Annotated in this window: 15 protein-coding genes and 1 tRNA gene; 12 read left to right on the top strand and 4 right to left on the bottom strand. The window is 68.2% G+C overall.

The window, feature by feature from the left end:
* Positions 1 to 3 precede the first annotated feature (3 nt).
* The 4 genes from mmsA to C1J01_RS10360 are packed head-to-tail and all read left to right on the top strand — an operon-like array spanning position 4 to position 5,708.
* A complete protein-coding gene (gene mmsA / locus C1J01_RS10375; RefSeq protein ID WP_111178576.1) occupies positions 4 to 1,551 on the top strand; it encodes a multiple monosaccharide ABC transporter ATP-binding protein in 1,548 nt (515 codons plus the stop codon).
* 5 nt (positions 1,552 to 1,556) lie between these two features.
* Positions 1,557 to 2,846, top strand: a complete 1,290-nt coding sequence (gene mmsB / locus C1J01_RS10370) for a multiple monosaccharide ABC transporter permease (RefSeq protein ID WP_220039834.1) — start codon at positions 1,557 to 1,559, stop codon at positions 2,844 to 2,846.
* A gap of 38 nt (positions 2,847 to 2,884) precedes the next feature.
* Positions 2,885 to 3,991 (top strand): substrate-binding domain-containing protein, encoded by a 1,107-nt coding sequence (locus C1J01_RS10365; RefSeq protein ID WP_111178573.1) that lies wholly within the window; start codon positions 2,885 to 2,887, stop codon positions 3,989 to 3,991.
* Positions 3,992 to 3,995: 4 nt separating this feature from the next.
* Positions 3,996 to 5,708, top strand: a complete 1,713-nt coding sequence (locus C1J01_RS10360; protein ID WP_111178571.1) for a bifunctional metallophosphatase/5'-nucleotidase — start codon at positions 3,996 to 3,998, stop codon at positions 5,706 to 5,708.
* 32 nt (positions 5,709 to 5,740) lie between these two features.
* On the opposite strand, the gene C1J01_RS10355 is transcribed toward C1J01_RS10360, so the two are convergent.
* Positions 5,741 to 6,379 (bottom strand): maleylpyruvate isomerase family mycothiol-dependent enzyme, encoded by a 639-nt coding sequence (locus tag C1J01_RS10355; protein WP_111178569.1) that lies wholly within the window; start codon positions 6,377 to 6,379, stop codon positions 5,741 to 5,743.
* Between the two features lie 131 nt (positions 6,380 to 6,510).
* Complete coding sequence (locus C1J01_RS10350; RefSeq protein WP_111178567.1) at positions 6,511 to 7,071, bottom strand: TetR/AcrR family transcriptional regulator; 561 nt, start codon at positions 7,069 to 7,071, stop codon at positions 6,511 to 6,513.
* Between the two features lie 65 nt (positions 7,072 to 7,136).
* Here C1J01_RS10350 and C1J01_RS10345 point away from each other — a divergent pair, with 65 nt between their 5' ends.
* On the top strand, positions 7,137 to 8,645 hold the full coding sequence (locus C1J01_RS10345; protein WP_111178565.1) for an MFS transporter: 1,509 nt from the start codon (positions 7,137 to 7,139) through the stop codon (positions 8,643 to 8,645).
* 173 nt (positions 8,646 to 8,818) lie between these two features.
* On the opposite strand, the gene C1J01_RS10340 is transcribed toward C1J01_RS10345, so the two are convergent.
* Complete coding sequence (locus C1J01_RS10340; RefSeq protein WP_146615536.1) at positions 8,819 to 9,160, bottom strand: hypothetical protein; 342 nt, start codon at positions 9,158 to 9,160, stop codon at positions 8,819 to 8,821.
* Positions 9,161 to 9,327: 167 nt separating this feature from the next.
* Here C1J01_RS10340 and C1J01_RS10335 point away from each other — a divergent pair, with 167 nt between their 5' ends.
* From C1J01_RS10335 to C1J01_RS10330, 3 genes are read left to right on the top strand one after another with little or no spacing between them, the layout of a single operon-like run.
* Positions 9,328 to 10,077 carry a class I SAM-dependent methyltransferase gene (locus C1J01_RS10335; RefSeq protein WP_111178561.1) on the top strand — a complete coding sequence of 250 codons (750 nt, stop codon included), beginning with the start codon at positions 9,328 to 9,330 and terminating at the stop codon, positions 10,075 to 10,077.
* A 54-nt stretch (positions 10,078 to 10,131) separates the two neighbouring features.
* Positions 10,132 to 10,422 carry a hypothetical protein gene (locus tag C1J01_RS49035; protein WP_146615535.1) on the top strand — a complete coding sequence of 97 codons (291 nt, stop codon included), beginning with the start codon at positions 10,132 to 10,134 and terminating at the stop codon, positions 10,420 to 10,422.
* Positions 10,419 to 11,189, top strand: coding sequence for a pentapeptide repeat-containing protein (locus tag C1J01_RS10330; protein ID WP_111178559.1), 771 nt, complete (start codon positions 10,419 to 10,421; stop codon positions 11,187 to 11,189). Before C1J01_RS49035 ends, C1J01_RS10330 begins: the two co-directional genes overlap by 4 nt.
* Before the next feature lie 559 nt (positions 11,190 to 11,748).
* Here the strand turns inward: C1J01_RS10330 and C1J01_RS10325 are convergent.
* Positions 11,749 to 11,825 (bottom strand) — tRNA-Pro (locus C1J01_RS10325).
* Positions 11,826 to 11,917: 92 nt separating this feature from the next.
* On the opposite strand from C1J01_RS10325, the gene C1J01_RS10320 reads away from it, so the two are divergent.
* The 4 genes from C1J01_RS10320 to C1J01_RS10305 all read left to right on the top strand — a co-directional run bounded on the left by C1J01_RS10320 (position 11,918) and on the right by C1J01_RS10305 (position 14,186).
* Entirely contained in the window at positions 11,918 to 12,343 is a 426-nt protein-coding gene (locus C1J01_RS10320) for a helix-turn-helix domain-containing protein (RefSeq protein ID WP_111178557.1), read from the top strand.
* A gap of 68 nt (positions 12,344 to 12,411) precedes the next feature.
* Positions 12,412 to 12,960, top strand: a complete 549-nt coding sequence (locus tag C1J01_RS10315) for a hypothetical protein (RefSeq protein ID WP_111178555.1) — start codon at positions 12,412 to 12,414, stop codon at positions 12,958 to 12,960.
* An 89-nt stretch (positions 12,961 to 13,049) separates the two neighbouring features.
* Positions 13,050 to 13,982, top strand: coding sequence for a hypothetical protein (locus C1J01_RS10310; RefSeq protein ID WP_111178553.1), 933 nt, complete (start codon positions 13,050 to 13,052; stop codon positions 13,980 to 13,982).
* A 6-nt stretch (positions 13,983 to 13,988) separates the two neighbouring features.
* The gene (locus tag C1J01_RS10305; RefSeq protein WP_111178551.1) at positions 13,989 to 14,186 is read left to right on the top strand and encodes a hypothetical protein; all 198 of its coding nucleotides are present in this window, start codon (positions 13,989 to 13,991) and stop codon (positions 14,184 to 14,186) included.
* Positions 14,187 to 14,432: the final 246 nt, after the last annotated feature.

Below are 14,432 nucleotides of genomic sequence, written 5' to 3'. Positions count from 1 at the left end.
GTCATGCGCGACGCACCGGTCCTGCTGGAGATGCGTGCGATCACCAAGGAGTTCCCCGGGGTCAAGGCGCTCTCCGACGTCAACCTCGTGGTCCGGCAGGGCGAGATCCACGCGATCGCCGGGGAGAACGGCGCCGGCAAGTCCACGCTGATGAAGGTGCTCAGCGGGGTCCACCCCTACGGCAGCTACACCGGCCAGATCCTCTACGAGGGCACGGAGAGCCGGTTCGCCGACATCCGGGCCAGCGAGCACGCCGGAATCGTGATCATCCACCAGGAGCTCGCCCTGGTGCCCGGCCTGTCCATCACCGAGAACATCTTCCTCGGCAACGAGCCCCGCCGCGGCGGCGTGATCGACTGGAAGACCGCCAACCGCCGGGCCCTGGAGCTGATGGCCCTGGTCGGGCTGGAGGAGGACCCCGACACGCTGATCAAGGACATCGGCGTGGGCAAGCAGCAGCTGGTGGAGATCGCCAAAGCGTTCGCCAAGAACGTGAAGCTGCTCATCCTCGACGAGCCCACCGCCGCGCTGAACGAGACGGACTCGCGGCACCTGCTTGATCTGCTGCGCGACTTCAGGCAGCGCGGCATCACCTCGATCATCATCTCCCACAAGCTGAACGAGATCGCCGAGATCGCCGACGCGATCACCATCCTGCGCGACGGCCACACGATCGAGACCCTCGACGTCAAGGCCGACGGCGTCGACGAGGACCGGATCGTCCGCGGCATGGTGGGCCGCGAGCTGCACAGCCGCTTCCCCGACCACACCCCGGACATCGGCGAGGTCTTCTTCGAGGTACGCGACTGGACCGTCCGGCATCCGGTCGCGAGCGACCGCCTGGTGGCCAAGAACGCGAGCTTCACCGTGCGCCGGGGGGAGATCGTCGGGTTCGCCGGCCTGATGGGCGCCGGGCGCACCGAGCTGGCGATGAGCGTCTTCGGCCGCTCGTACGGCGTCTACGTCTCCGGGCAGATCATCAAGGACGGCCGGGAGATCGTGATCAAGTCCGTGTCGGACGCCATCGAGCACGGCCTGGCGTACGTCAGCGAGGACCGCAAGTCGATCGGCCTGAACCTGCTCGACGACATCAAGACCTCGGTGGTCGCCGCCAAGCTGTCCAAGATCACCAAGCGTGGCGTGATCGACCACGTCCGCGAGCACCAGGCCGCCGAGAGCTACCGGTCGAGCCTGCGCGTCAAGGCGCCCACCGTCGACGAGCCGGTCACGACGCTGTCCGGCGGCAACCAGCAGAAGGTCGTGCTGGCCAAGTGGATGTTCACCGATCCCGACCTGCTGATCCTCGACGAGCCCACCCGGGGCATCGACGTGGGCGCCAAGTACGAGATCTACGGCATCATCCAGCGCCTGGCCGACCAGGGCAAAGGCGTCATCGTCATCTCGTCGGAGCTGCCCGAGCTGATCGGCCTGTGCGACCGGATCTACACGGTCTTCGAAGGCACCATCACCGGCGACATCCCCCGCCGCGACGCCGATCCGGAACTCCTGCTCAAACAGATGACCTCAGTGAAGAAAGCACAGCGATCATGAGCCGCGTGAAAGAACTCCAGAAGTCCCTGTTCGGAGGCAACACCTCCAACGCCCGGCAGTTCGGGATGATCTTCACGCTGGTGGCGATCGTCCTGCTGTTCGAGATCCTGACCGGCGGACTCACGCTGAACCCCGGCAACCTCATCTCCCTGGTGAGCCAGTACTCCTACATCCTGCTGCTGGCCATCGGCATGCTGATGGTCATCGTCGCCGGGCACATCGACCTGTCCGTCGGCTCGGTCGCCGCGTTCGTCGGCATCGTGGTCGCCCAGGTGATGCAGGACTACGCCGTACCCTGGTTCCTCGCCGTCCTGATCGGCCTGGCGGTCGGCGCCGTCATCGGCGCCTGGCAGGGCTTCTGGGTCGCGTACGTCGGCGTGCCGGCGTTCATCGTCACGCTGGCCGGCATGATGCTCTTCCGGGGCGGCAACCAGTTCATCGGCAACGCCAACACCATCCCCGTGCCCGAGGGGTTCCGGGTCATCGGCTCCGGCTTCCTGCCCGAGGTCGGGCCCGACACCGGCTACAACAACCTGACGCTCCTGCTCGGCCTGGTGGTCTGCGTGGCGGTCGTCGTCCGTGAGTGGCGGGGCCGCCGCACCCGGCGGGAGATGGGCGCCGACGCGGCCCCGATGTGGATCTCGGTGATCCGGGTGGCCGTCCCGCTCGCCGTGATCGTGTTCGCGACCCTGCAGTTCGCCGGCGGACGGGTCGGCACGAGCTTCCCGGTCTCCGGCATCATCCTCGGCGTCCTCGTGGTGATCTACTCGTTCATCACCCGCAACACCGCCGGCGGCCGGCACATCTACGCGGTCGGCGGCAACGCCCGCGCCGCCGAGCTGTCCGGCGTCAAGCTGAAGCGCGTCAACTTCATGGTCATGATGAACATGTCGGTCCTGGCGGCCCTGGCCGGCATGATCTTCGTCGCCCGCTCGGCCGCCTCCGGCCCGCAGGACGGCATCGGCTGGGAGCTCGACGCGATCGCCGCCGTCTTCATCGGCGGCGCGGCCGTCTCCGGCGGCCTCGGCACGATCAGCGGCTCCATCGTCGGCGGTCTCGTCATGGCGGTGCTCAACAACGGCCTGCAGCTGCTGGGCGTGGGCTCCGACCGGGTGCAGATCATCAAGGGCCTGGTCCTGCTGCTGGCCGTCGCGTTCGACGTCTACAACAAGAAGCAGGGACGCTTCTCCGTCATCGATTCACTGATGCGTCCCTTCCGCCGGGACACACCGACCGGCCCCGCGTCCTCCTCCGAGGCGGGACAGGAACGCGGCAAGAGTCCGGTGGCCGGCTGACGGCCGGCTCGTCATATTTCCAAGAAGGGCACCTGAAAATGCGCAAATCCGTGGTCAGAGGGGTGGCAGCCGCTGCCATCGCGCTGCTGACGCTCACCGCCTGCTCCCAGCGTTCCGAGGACACCGCCACCGCCGGCGGCTCGGCCGAGTCCGGCGCGGGCTTCCCGGCCGACTCGCTGATCGGCGTCGCGCTGCCGGCGAAGACGTCGGAGAACTGGGTCCTGGCCGGTGACCTGTTCACCGACGGCCTGAAGGAGGCCGGCTTCCAGTCCGACGTCCAGTACGCCGGCTCCTCCACCACCGTCGCCGACCAGCAGTCGCAGATCCAGGCCATGGTCACCAAGGGCGCCAAGGTGATCGTCATCGGCGCGACGGACGCCGCGCAGCTGAGCACCCAGGTGGAGGCCGCCAAGGACGCCGGCGCGGTCGTCATCGCCTACGACCGGCTGATCAAGAACACCCAGGGCGTCGACTACTACGTCGCCTACGACAACTTCAAGGTCGGCGAACTCCAGGGCCAGGCCCTGCTGGACGGCATGAAGGCGAAGAAGCCCGAGGGCCCGTACACCATCGAGCTGTTCTCCGGCTCCCCCGACGACAACAACTCGGCGGTCTTCTTCGACGGCGCGATGAGCGTGCTGAAGCCGGCGATCGACAGCGGCGACGTGGTGGTCGGCTCCGGCCAGACCGAGATCAAGCAGACCGCCACCGACGGCTGGAAGGCCGAGAACGCCCAGCGGCGCATGGACTCGCTGCTGACCTCCACCTACTCCAGCAAGACCCTGGACGGCGTGCTCTCCCCCAACGACACGCTGGCCCGCGCCATCATCACCTCCATCAAGGGCGCCGGCAAGCCGATCCCGGTGGTGACCGGCCAGGACTCCGAGGTCGAGTCGGTCAAGTCGATCATGGCGGGCGAGCAGTACTCCACGATCAACAAGGACACCCGCAACCTGGTCAAGCAGACCATCCAGATGGTGAAGGACCTGCAGGCCGGTAAGCAGCCCCAGATCAACGACACCAAGTCGTACGACAACGGGGTGAAGGTCGTGCCGGCCTACCTGCTGCCGCCGCAGATCGTCACCAAGGACAACGCCGCCGAGGCGTACGCCAACGACCCCACCCTGGCGCCTCTGACGAAGTAGCCGCGTGGGTCCCGTCCTCACGGGACCCACCGCCTTCTTGTCCGCCGCCCTGGCCGTCTCGGCCCTGCAGCCCGGCGTCGCCCAGGCCGCGGCGCCCGTGGACGTGCAACTGCTGTCCATCACCGACCTGCACGGGTACCTCACCCCGCAGAACGACGCCGTGAACGGCACGGTGAAGGACGCCCAGGGCAACAGCATCGTGGTGGGCGGCGCCCCGTACATCGCCACGCATCTGAAGAACCTGAGACAGGGTCACCAGAACTCGATCACGTTCACCAGCGGCGACGACTTCAGCGGCTGGCCCACCGAGGTGGCCTACCACCAGGACGAGCCCACGGTCGAGTTCCTCAACGCGATCGGCGTGGAGTTCGCCGCGGTCGGCAATCACGAGCTCGACCGGTCGCTGGAGTTCCTGCGCGACCACATGGGCAAGGGCCGCTGTTTCGGCGAGATCGACGTGGACAGCTGCTTCACCGACTCCACCGGCCGCCGGTTCCGGGGCGCGGACTACACCATCTCCTCCGCGAACATCACCCGCAAGGGCTCCACGAAACCGATCTTCCAGCCGTACGTCATCAAGCAGGTGAAGGTCACGGGCGGCGGGAACGTCCGGATCGGGTTCATCAACCTGACCACGCCGACCACGGTCACCGGTTCGACGTCGTACCAGCCGGAGCTGGACAACCTGCCGCTGGTGGAGACCGCGAACAGGTACGCGGCCGAGCTGAAGCGCCGGGGCGTCGAGGCGATCGTGGCCAACGTGCACGAGGGCGGGACGGCCGGGGACGTCTACGACCGCTGCGGCGCCCCCTCGGGACCGGTCTTCGACTTCGCCGAGCAGGCCTCCCCCGACATCGACGCCATCATCACCGGCCACTGGCACGCGCTGTTCAACGACTGCGTGGTCCCCGACCCCGCGGGCAACCCCCGGCCCGTGGTCGAGGCCGCCAACCACGGGCGTCTGCCCAACGAGATGAACCTCAAGATCGACCCGCGCACCGGTGACGTCATCCGCTCCGCCACCACCACGGTGAACCACCCGGTCACCCGGGACGTCACCCCCGACCCGGCGATGACGCGGCTCGTCGGCCACTGGAAGGCCCGCGCCGCCGACGGCGAGAGCACGCTGGGCAACCTCGTCGCCGACGCGCAGTACGCCGACGCCGTACAGACCTCCGGCGGCCCCGTCGACCTGGCGCTGGTGGCCACGGCGCCGCTGACCGGCTCGAACAGCCTGCGCGGCGACCTGCGCTTCGCCAAGGGCGCCGATCCGGCCGACCGCGACGGAACCGTCCTGTTCGGCGAGGCCTGGTCCGCGTACGGCTACGCGAACCCGGTGCTCACCGTCTCCCTCACCGGGCGGCGGCTCGAACAGGCGCTGGAGCAGCAGTGGCAGGCCCAGGCCGACGGCACGGTACGGTTCAGCCCGCTCGCCGTCTCCGCCGGCGTCCGCTACTCCTACGACGCCTCGCGCCAGGTCGGCGACCGGGTGGACCCCTCCGACGTCCTGATCGGTGACGCCCCGCTGGACCCCGGCCGGACCTACCGCGTCGCCGCCCTCGCGTACACCCTGATCGGCGCCGACGGCTTCACCGCCCTGACCGGCTTCACCGACCCGGTACGCGGCTCGCGCGACTACGACGCCTTCCGCGCCTACCTCCAGTCCCAGGACACGACCGCGCCTCCCGCACTCGACCGCGTCACCGCCGCCCTCTGAGCCTGGGCCTGCCGGGCGGGCGACCCGTCCGCTCAGGCCATCGCGGCGCGCTCGCGCAGCGTGTCCACCCCGTCGCCGGTCAGCTCGTCGCAGTACGCCATGCGGCCCGTCATGGCCATGGTCAGCGCCAGGGTGGTGCCCGACACCAGCGGCCCGGAGCCGGCGGCGAAGGGCCCGTCGGTGGCGGCCAGCCGCAGCCCGGCGACGCGCTTCCCGGCCACGACCACGAGGTCGGAGCCCTGGTAGTAGCGGGCCACCCGGGTGAGCGTCCCGATCGGGTGGGCCCGGCGGATGCCCAGGGGCCGCCGGATGTCCTCACCGTGCACGATGGTCTCGCCGAGCATCGCGATGACCGGCAGGGGCGGCTTGGTGGTGCTGCCGACGACGCGGCGGAACCTCGTGAGCGTGTCGGCGGGACCCGCGCCCAGCTGCTCGGCCAGCCGCACGGCCACCTGCCGGTCGAAGTCGAACCGGCACCGGATCACACCCGCCAGCCACCGTACGGGCCCTAGGCTCGCCCCCGCCGTGAGATGCGCCAGCACCTCGCGCACCGACAAGCCGGCGCACAACGACGGCGTCGCCCACTCCGCATCGTGCAACGACGCGAGATCGTCGGCGAGGGCCGCCCGTTCCTCGTGCACGAGCGACCACGTAACACTCTGCTGTCCCATCACCGATCATTCTCCCGCCGGCGTTCGTTCCTGCTGTCCGCCGTGACGACTCCCGCCGAAGAGCAGACTCATCGTCCCTGAGCAGCTGTCCCGCCGGGCGTCCGCGCCGGAGACGCCGGCCGGACGGCAGCTCACTCCTCGTCGATCGCGTCGGCGAGGGCGCGCAGTCCGGCCGCGATCTCCTGTCCGCTGGGCAGCTGGTCCGGGTTGATCAGCCACTGGACGATCAGCCCGTCGGCCAGCGCACCGGTCACGGCCGACAACGCGCGGGCGGTGCCGGCGTCCAGCCGAGGGCGCTTGGCCCTGGAGCTCTCGACGCCTCTGGCCAGCTGGTCGGCGTAGAACTTCGCGAACCGCTCCTTCAGCTCGGGCGAGCGTTCGACCTGCGCCCATGCCTCGACGTGCGCGATCAGCAGGGGCCGGTGAGCGTCGAACTCGCCCAGGATGCGATCCCAGACCTCGGCGAGATCCGCCTTGTCGGCCGCGCTCCACTGCAGCCACCGCTCGCTCAGCTCGCCGATGGCCTCGATGAGGGCGGCGTCCAGGAGGGCCTCTTTGGAGCCGTAGTGGTACCCGATCGAGGCCAGGTTGGCGCCGGACGCGGCCACGATGTCGCGCGCGGTCGTGCGGGCGTAGCCGCGCTCGTACAGACAGCGCTTCGCTCCTTCGAGCAGGTCCTCACGGTTTCCCATGCGCACGAGCCTAACGTATACAAACGTCCTTGACGCACGTCTAGTACATTTGTATACATGGTGAGATGACTTCTCCCGAGACGAAGGCCGGCCGCAAGGAATGGATCGGCCTGGCCGTGCTGACGGTGCCCGCCCTGCTGGTGTCCATGGACCTGACCGTGCTGTTCATGGCGGCCCCCTGGATCAGCGCCGACCTGGAGCCCAGCGGCAGCGGGCTGCTGTGGATCATGGACGTCTACGGCTTCCTGATGGCCGGGCTGCTCATCACGATGGGCACCCTGGGCGATCGCCTCGGCCGGCGACGACTCCTGATGATCGGCGCCGCCGCCTTCGGCGCCGCCTCGCTGCTGGCGGCGTTCTCCACCAGCACGGAGATGCTCATCGCGGCACGCGCGCTGCTCGGCATCGGCGGCGCCACCCTCGCGCCCTCCACGCTCGCCCTGATCCGCAACATGTTCCACGACGCCGCCCAGCGACGCACCGCGGTCGCCGTGTGGACCGGCGCGTTCAGCGTCGGCACCCCGCTCGGCTCGGTCGTCGGCGGCCTGCTGGTCGAGCACTTCTGGTGGGGCTCGGTCTTTCTGCCCAACATCCCGGTGATGGCGCTCCTGCTGATCCTGGCCCCCCTGCTGTTGCCCGAGCACACCGATCCGCGCCCCGGCCGCTTCGACCTGCTCGGCGCGGCCCTGTCGATGGCCGCCATCCTGCCGGTCGTCTGGGGGCTGAAGAAGCTGGCCGAGGACGGCCTGACCACGCCGCCGCTCATCGCCATCGCAGTCGGCCTGGCCGTCGGCCATGTCTTCGTACGCCGCCAGCGTGCGGCCGCCCACCCCCTGATCGACGTCCGCCTGTTCGCCCGCCCCGCGTTCTCGGCGGCGATCGGGGCCAACGTCGTGCTCACCGTGGCATCGGCGGGAGTCGGCATGCTCGTCGTGCAGCACCTCCAGCTCGTTCTCGGCTACCGCCCCTTCGTGGCCGCGCTGTGGATGATCCCCATGGTCGCCGCCGTGATGCCGGGCATCGCGCTGGGCACCGTCATCGTCCGCCGGCTGCGCCCGGGGCCGGTGATCGGCGCCGGCCTGGCGCTGGCCGCCGCCGGCTTCGCCCTCCTCACCCGGCTGGACGCCGACGACACCGTCGCCTCGCTCGTCACCGGCTACGGCGTGCTCGGCTTCGGCATGGGCATGGCCATCACCCTGGCGTACAACCTCGTCGTGGCGACCGCACCCCCGCACAAGGCCGGCGCCGCAGCCGCCCTGAACGAGACCGGCACGGAGCTCGGCGGCGCCCTCGGCATCGCCGTCCTCGGCAGCATCGCCACCGCCGTCTACCGCCGGGACATCGCCGCCGCCCTCCCCGCGGACCTCCCACCGGCCACCGCCGACGCGGCCGGCTCCACCTTGGGCGCGGCGCTTTCCGCAGCCGAACACCTACCGGCTCAGCTGGCCGACTCTGTCACCACTGCCGCGACAACAGCCTTCACCAACGGAATCAACGTCACCGCAGTAGTCGGAGCAGCCCTCCTGACACTCACCGCAGTCGTAGCCACCCTCGCCCTCCGCAACGCCCGCTAACCGGCCCCTGACACCGCCCGAGCACCGGTACAGCCTGTCGCCATGCCCCGCATGACGACCCGATACGCCTGACGACAGCCGGACCCCGCCCCGTGCCGAACGCTTCTATGAGGCTCTCCACATCGCTCTACCGGCCCGCGTCCACCGCGCCGAAACTGAACGCGGGTGCCCGGTCACAGTCGCTCCCAGTCGTGCAGACCTGCTACGTAGCGGTCATGGGCAGCGGCCTCCCACACGTCCATGGAAGACTGGCCGAATCGCAGATACCGCCCCTTCAAATGCGCCAGGAAGGCCTCGCACGCCGCGTCATCACGCAGCCGCAGCCCTGGGTCCCACTCTCCGGCGCGCAGCAGGTAACCGCCGTCCGATTCGGCGCTCAGGGTCACCTCACCGTGACGCGCTTGTCGGCGAGGCGGACGCACCACCTGATAAGCGGCGTGGACATACCGGTAGGCGAACTCTTCGTACTCATCGTGGATCCGGTCCAGCCACGCCCCGATCACATCCTCGCCCACCCGCTCCCCTTCCTGCCGGCTCAACCACCTGACGTGCATGGCACCTGTACTGGAACAAGACGGACAGATCACCTACCGCCAGGTGGCGATGGTCGATCGGTTTGCGCTCTTCTGTCGGCATCCGTCCCATTGGCGCCGCCCGAGCCTGGTGAGCCAGGATAGCCCGCATGCCTACCGCGCCCGAAGATCACGTCGAGTCCGCACGCCCGTTCCGAGCCAACGACTATGACACTCACGCCGAGGCGTACACGGCCGAGAACGAGGCCGGCATCATGAACGCCTATTACGAGCGTCCCGCCATCCTGGCCCTCGCCGGAGAGGTGGCCGGCCGGCGGATCCTCGACGCCGGCTGCGGCTCGGGCCCGCTCTTCGCGGAGCTGCGCGACCGGGGAGCCGTCGTGACCGGCATCGACAGCAGCACCGGAATGCTGGAACTGGCCCGGAAGCGGCTCGGTGACGGCGCGGACTTGCAGGTAGGCGACCTACGTGATCCCCTGCCGTTCCCGGACGGCGCGTTCGACGATGTCATGGCGTCCCTGGTCCTGCACTACCTGGAAGACTGGGGACCGACGCTCTCCGAAATGCGGCGCGTGCTGTCGCCCGGCGGCCGGCTGATCGTGTCCGTCGACCATCCGCTGATAATCCTTGCCATGCACCGCATGGCCGGGCGCAAGATCAGCTATTTCGCCACCAACAACTGGACCGAAGAATGGACCCTGGGCGGCCAGACCGCCCAGATGAGCTTCTGGCATCGACCACTGCACGCGATGACCGACGCCTTCACCACGGCAGGCTTCCGCCTGGCCACCATCAGCGAACCACTCCCCGTACCGGCCGCCCGCGACCTGTTCCCCGACGATTACCGCCTCCTCGCCACCACCCCAAGCTTCCTCTTCTTCGTCCTGAACGCCGACTGACAAGCCGAGCTCGCGGAACCCGTTCCGGCAAAGGCGAACCCGGCAACCAGGAGGGTGAATAACATCCCGCTACTCCTTGCCCTGGGCGCGATTCCCCTTCTTCTTGCCAACTGGTTCGTCGTTGCCGTGATCCTTGGGCACGACTGCGCCTTATTGTATGAGGGCGGCAATATAACAGAATGTGCAGGCGGCCTTTCAGAGGAAGAGATGATCGCCGCATCCGGAGTGATCGCGCTGGCGCTACTTGTCATCGAGACAGGACTGATCGCCCTAGTGCGCCGGCACACCGCGAATCGTCGCATCACGCGGAAAGACGCCGATTCCCGAGACGGAGATAGCCGATGACCGACGACAACGACTTTGTCATAGAGATCTCTGCCAGGCCGGAAACCAACACGAATAAATCCGCCGACGCAGAGCTGGATGTCATGGGCGCCGAAATCAAGGACGGCGACTTTTCCCTCAGAAAACTCACCCACATCACTGTCACGGATGGCAGCGTGTTGACCAGGTGCACGTTCCAGGGCTCGCTCATCACAGCAGGAGGGCTCGGCGACGGCGGAGCGCCTTCCATATACAAGAACTGCAATTTCGATGGCTGCAAAATCGAGAGGACGATCCCAGGGCACGCGAGGTTCGTTGCATGCTCCTTCAACGGCGCCACCATTCAAAACATGCAGTTTCTGGATGCAGAATTCATTGACTGCGTGTTTGATGATGCGCTCATCCGAGACGTCGTGTTCGACGCCGATAAATGGGATGCCGATCCATCGGAAACTCCAGCCTACAGATATCACAATAACGATTTTTCCTCCGCCCGACTCCGCAACGTCTCCTTTCGTGGAGGCATCGATCTAGATTCTCAGAAGCTACCCCAAGGGGAGGGATATCTCCTCATTCGCAACGCCGGGAGGGCGCTTACAGCCGCAACAAGGGAGATCCAAACCTGGGAAAGCGAGAGCTGTCGAACCAGTGCCGATATAAGCCTTGGCGTGCTCCAGCGCAATGCCGCCCGCAAGCAGAAGAATTTGTTCATAGAAAAAGAATTCATAGCCCAGGGACTGACGCCAGAATGTACATACAGGCTGATACAAGCCCTTGTCGACGCGTAGGGCCGGCCGAGCCAAGCCACTGAGCCCAAGGCCTTAAGTACGAAGAAGCCTGGCCGGCACGCGCGCACCACCTCGGCCAGTTGCAATGCGCCGCTACATTTCGTCGCGATGGGCAGCCCGTCTCTTGTTGATCTCGTGATGCCACTGGTGCCCGTAGGCGACGATGTCGCCGTCGAGGTCAGCGACTACCGCGGGCTTGATCTCATCGGCGATCCAGACAAGGGCATCCCAACGTGGATCGCTGTGTGGCGCTCGGTACGGGAAGGAGGCGGTACCAGTCCCAAGGCGCTCACGGCGCCCCTGGCGCCGCGGAAGCGCCGCGTGGAAGCGCTTCAAGGCGCACCGGCAACAACAGCGGAAAGACAAGAAGGTGGCAGGCGACAAGTGGCAGGATCACCGGCTTGTCTTCGCCTCACACGTCGGCACACCTCTCGACGCCCACAACGTCAGACGAGCGTTCCGGAAGATCGTCATAGACACCGGGATGCCGGCGGTCCCCTCGGGAGATGCGAAAGGGTGTCACTCTGATGAGTGACACCCTGCTCGACCAGCGTCGATCTGGTCGGGACGACAGGATTTGAACCTGCGACCCCTTGACCCCCAGTCAAGTGCGCTACCAAGCTGCGCTACGTCCCGGTTGTGTCGGCCGCCCCCCTGCGGGGCGGGACGTCATAACCTTAGCGCACATCGGAGGTGCGCGCGTACACGGAGAGCGGGGAGGCAGCCGGGTGGGGCGGAAGGCGACCATCGATCGTGAGGAACTGGCCAGGCTCGTCGCCGAGGGCATGAGCGTGCAGGAGCTGGCCGCTCACTTCGGGGTGAGCGAGTCCGGGGTGTTGCAGGCCAAGCGGGCCGCCGGGCTGGTCAAACCGATGCTCGACCACAGCGCCGCCGTTCCGTGGAAGCTGGCCCGCGCGCACAGCCAGTCGGGGCCGGCCACCAATCTGCGGAACCTGTCGGCGGCGGCGCAGGGCAAGCCGCCGGCGGCCGAGAGGTTGAACACCGCGCTGCGGTGGGCGCAGCGGCTGGTGGACTCCGGGCTGGACGTACGGTACGACCCCGGGGAGGGGTTCAGCGAGGTCCCGGCTCCCCCAGAGGGCTCACACGTCGCAAAGGTGCTCGCAGCAGCGCGAAAGGGCCTAGAAGGGCACTGATACCTAAGTTTTACCTGCCTGTACGAGGGCAGTCGCTGGTCTCAACACAGAGACCGGAGGCGAAAATCATGACCACCTGGGCATGGGTGGCCGTCGTCGTGGTCGCGGTGGTGGCGCTCGCCGCAGTGGGTTATTTCGTGCTGCAGCAGCAGAAGCGCCGCTCCCATCTGCGCGAACGTTTCGGCCCTGAGTACGAACGCGTGGTAGCAGAACGCGACAACCGCCGTGAGGCGGAGCAGGAGCTGCTCGAACGCGAGCAGCGGCACGCGGAGCTGGACATCCGCCCTCTCCCCGAAGAGGCGCGCAACACGTACGCCAATCGCTGGACCGAGGTCCAGGAACGCTTCGTCGACGCACCGGCGTTCGCGGTGACCGAGGCCGACCAACTGGTCACGGCCGTCATGGCGGAACGCGGTTACCCGACGGAGAACTTCGAGCAGCGGCTGTCCGACCTGTCGGTGGGGCACGCGGCGACGCTCGACCACTACAGGGCGGCTCACGAGATCAGCGGCCGGGCGGCCAGGAAGGAGGCCTCCACGGAGGACCTCCGGCAGGCCATGGTGCACTACCGCGCGCTGTTCGAGGAGCTGCTGGAAGAGACTCCCCGAGGACGGTGAACGATATGACCGGCGACGAGCTGAAAGTGCCGTCGCAACGCAGACAAGAGACCGACTCCCATGACGGCACGGACAGGGATCGGTCCCCCATGGACCACGCCGACCGCACCGACGCGGACGCGACGGGCCGGGATCACGCCGAGGCGGACGTGACCGGCCGGGAGCCGGACGCGAGGAACGCCGTCAAGGACGCCGAGGACGACGGTGACCACAGGGGCGCCGTCGCCGAGGACGGCGGTGAGCGAAGGGGCGCCGTCGGCGCGGCCGATGACGTCGCGCGGGAGTCCGGCCGGGACTCCACGTGGGAATCCGGCCGGCGGAACGACCTCGCCGACGACGACGAGGACGCCCGCCGTGGCGACCCCGCGGCTGTCCGCGAGGACGGTCGTGAAGCCGGGTACGCCGGTGGCACGGCCGAGCGGAGCCCGCAGCGCGACGACGAGCACGTGGCCGCACGGAGCACGCCGTACGAGGACGAGCACGTCGCCGGACGGAGCACGCGGCACGACGACGAACACGCGGCCGCCGCTCCTGGCGCCGTCACGCCGGTCGCCGGGATCCCCGCGACGGCCGTCGAGGCGGACGTGCTCGAGGACCCCGCCTACCGGGATCCGTACGCCCGGACGGACGGCGACCTGCCGGCCGAGCCCGGAGACGGCCGTCCTGCCGGTGAGGCGGCGCCGGCGCACGCCGCGCCCGACGAGATCGTCCTGTTCGACCAGGATCCGACCGAGGTGCAGGCGCGCTGGCGCGACGTGCAGGCGTCGTTCGTGGACGACCCGGGCGAGGCGGTCCAGCGGGCGGACGGGTTGGTGGAAGAGGTGGTGGAGTCCCTCACCAGCACGCTGACCAGCCGGACGAACGCCCTGCGCGGCCGGTGGAAGGACGCCGGGAGCGCCGACACCGAGGAGCTGCGTCAGGCGTTCCGCGAGTACCGCAACGTCCTGGAGCGGCTGCTCGCGCTGTCCAGCAAGTCCCCTGGTCACGACCAGAGTCAGTATCAGAGTCAGGGAACGAGGTGACATGACATGCTCGCGATCGTCGCAGCGATCGTCTTCGGGCTCGGCTTCCTGCTCGATCTCGTAGGCGCGTCGATTCCCGGCGGGTTCTCCGGCATGACGTTCGTCCTGCTGGGGCTGGCCCTGCTGGCCCTGCACCAGGCAGGCGTCGGCACGGCGAGCTTCCGCACGGGGTCCGGCAACTGGCGCGGCCGAGTCCGCCGATAACCCGAAAGCCGGTGCCGACAAGCCGGTGAACACAAGCCGGTGACCGGCCCACCGAGTGAAGCCGCCGACGCGGCGTGCGGAAAGCCCCGCGTCGGCGGTTACCAGCTCAGGAAAGCAGAAGAGTCAGCCGTCCTTGCCGGGGAAGCGCATGACGACCGTACTGCCATGATCACCGACGCGCAGTGTCAGGTCGGACGACAGCAGGCGGGCGACCCACAACCCCATCCCGCCCACGGCCCCCGGCAT

This window comes from Nonomuraea aridisoli (assembly GCF_003236395.1).
GTDB lineage: Bacteria > Actinomycetota > Actinomycetes > Streptosporangiales > Streptosporangiaceae > Nonomuraea > Nonomuraea aridisoli.
Note: the sequence above shows the minus strand (reverse complement) of the source record. Positions and strands in the feature narration are given on the sequence as shown.

Bases quoted from the DNA above. Each gene is read 5' to 3' on its own strand.
- mmsA (WP_111178576.1), top strand. From the start codon at position 4: ATGCGCGACGCACCGGTCCTGCTGGAGATGCGTGCGATCACCAAGGAG.
- C1J01_RS10365 (WP_111178573.1), top strand. From the start codon at position 2,885: ATGCGCAAATCCGTGGTCAGAGGGGTGGCAGCCGCTGCCATCGCGCTG.
- C1J01_RS10355 (WP_111178569.1), bottom strand. From the start codon at position 6,379: ATGGGACAGCAGAGTGTTACGTGGTCGCTCGTGCACGAGGAACGGGCG.
- C1J01_RS10350 (WP_111178567.1), bottom strand. From the start codon at position 7,071: ATGGGAAACCGTGAGGACCTGCTCGAAGGAGCGAAGCGCTGTCTGTAC.
- C1J01_RS10345 (WP_111178565.1), top strand. From the start codon at position 7,137: ATGACTTCTCCCGAGACGAAGGCCGGCCGCAAGGAATGGATCGGCCTG.
- C1J01_RS10335 (WP_111178561.1), top strand. From the start codon at position 9,328: ATGCCTACCGCGCCCGAAGATCACGTCGAGTCCGCACGCCCGTTCCGA.
- C1J01_RS10330 (WP_111178559.1), top strand. From the start codon at position 10,419: ATGACCGACGACAACGACTTTGTCATAGAGATCTCTGCCAGGCCGGAA.
- C1J01_RS10315 (WP_111178555.1), top strand. From the start codon at position 12,412: ATGACCACCTGGGCATGGGTGGCCGTCGTCGTGGTCGCGGTGGTGGCG.
- C1J01_RS10310 (WP_111178553.1), top strand. From the start codon at position 13,050: ATGGACCACGCCGACCGCACCGACGCGGACGCGACGGGCCGGGATCAC.
- C1J01_RS10305 (WP_111178551.1), top strand. From the start codon at position 13,989: ATGCTCGCGATCGTCGCAGCGATCGTCTTCGGGCTCGGCTTCCTGCTC.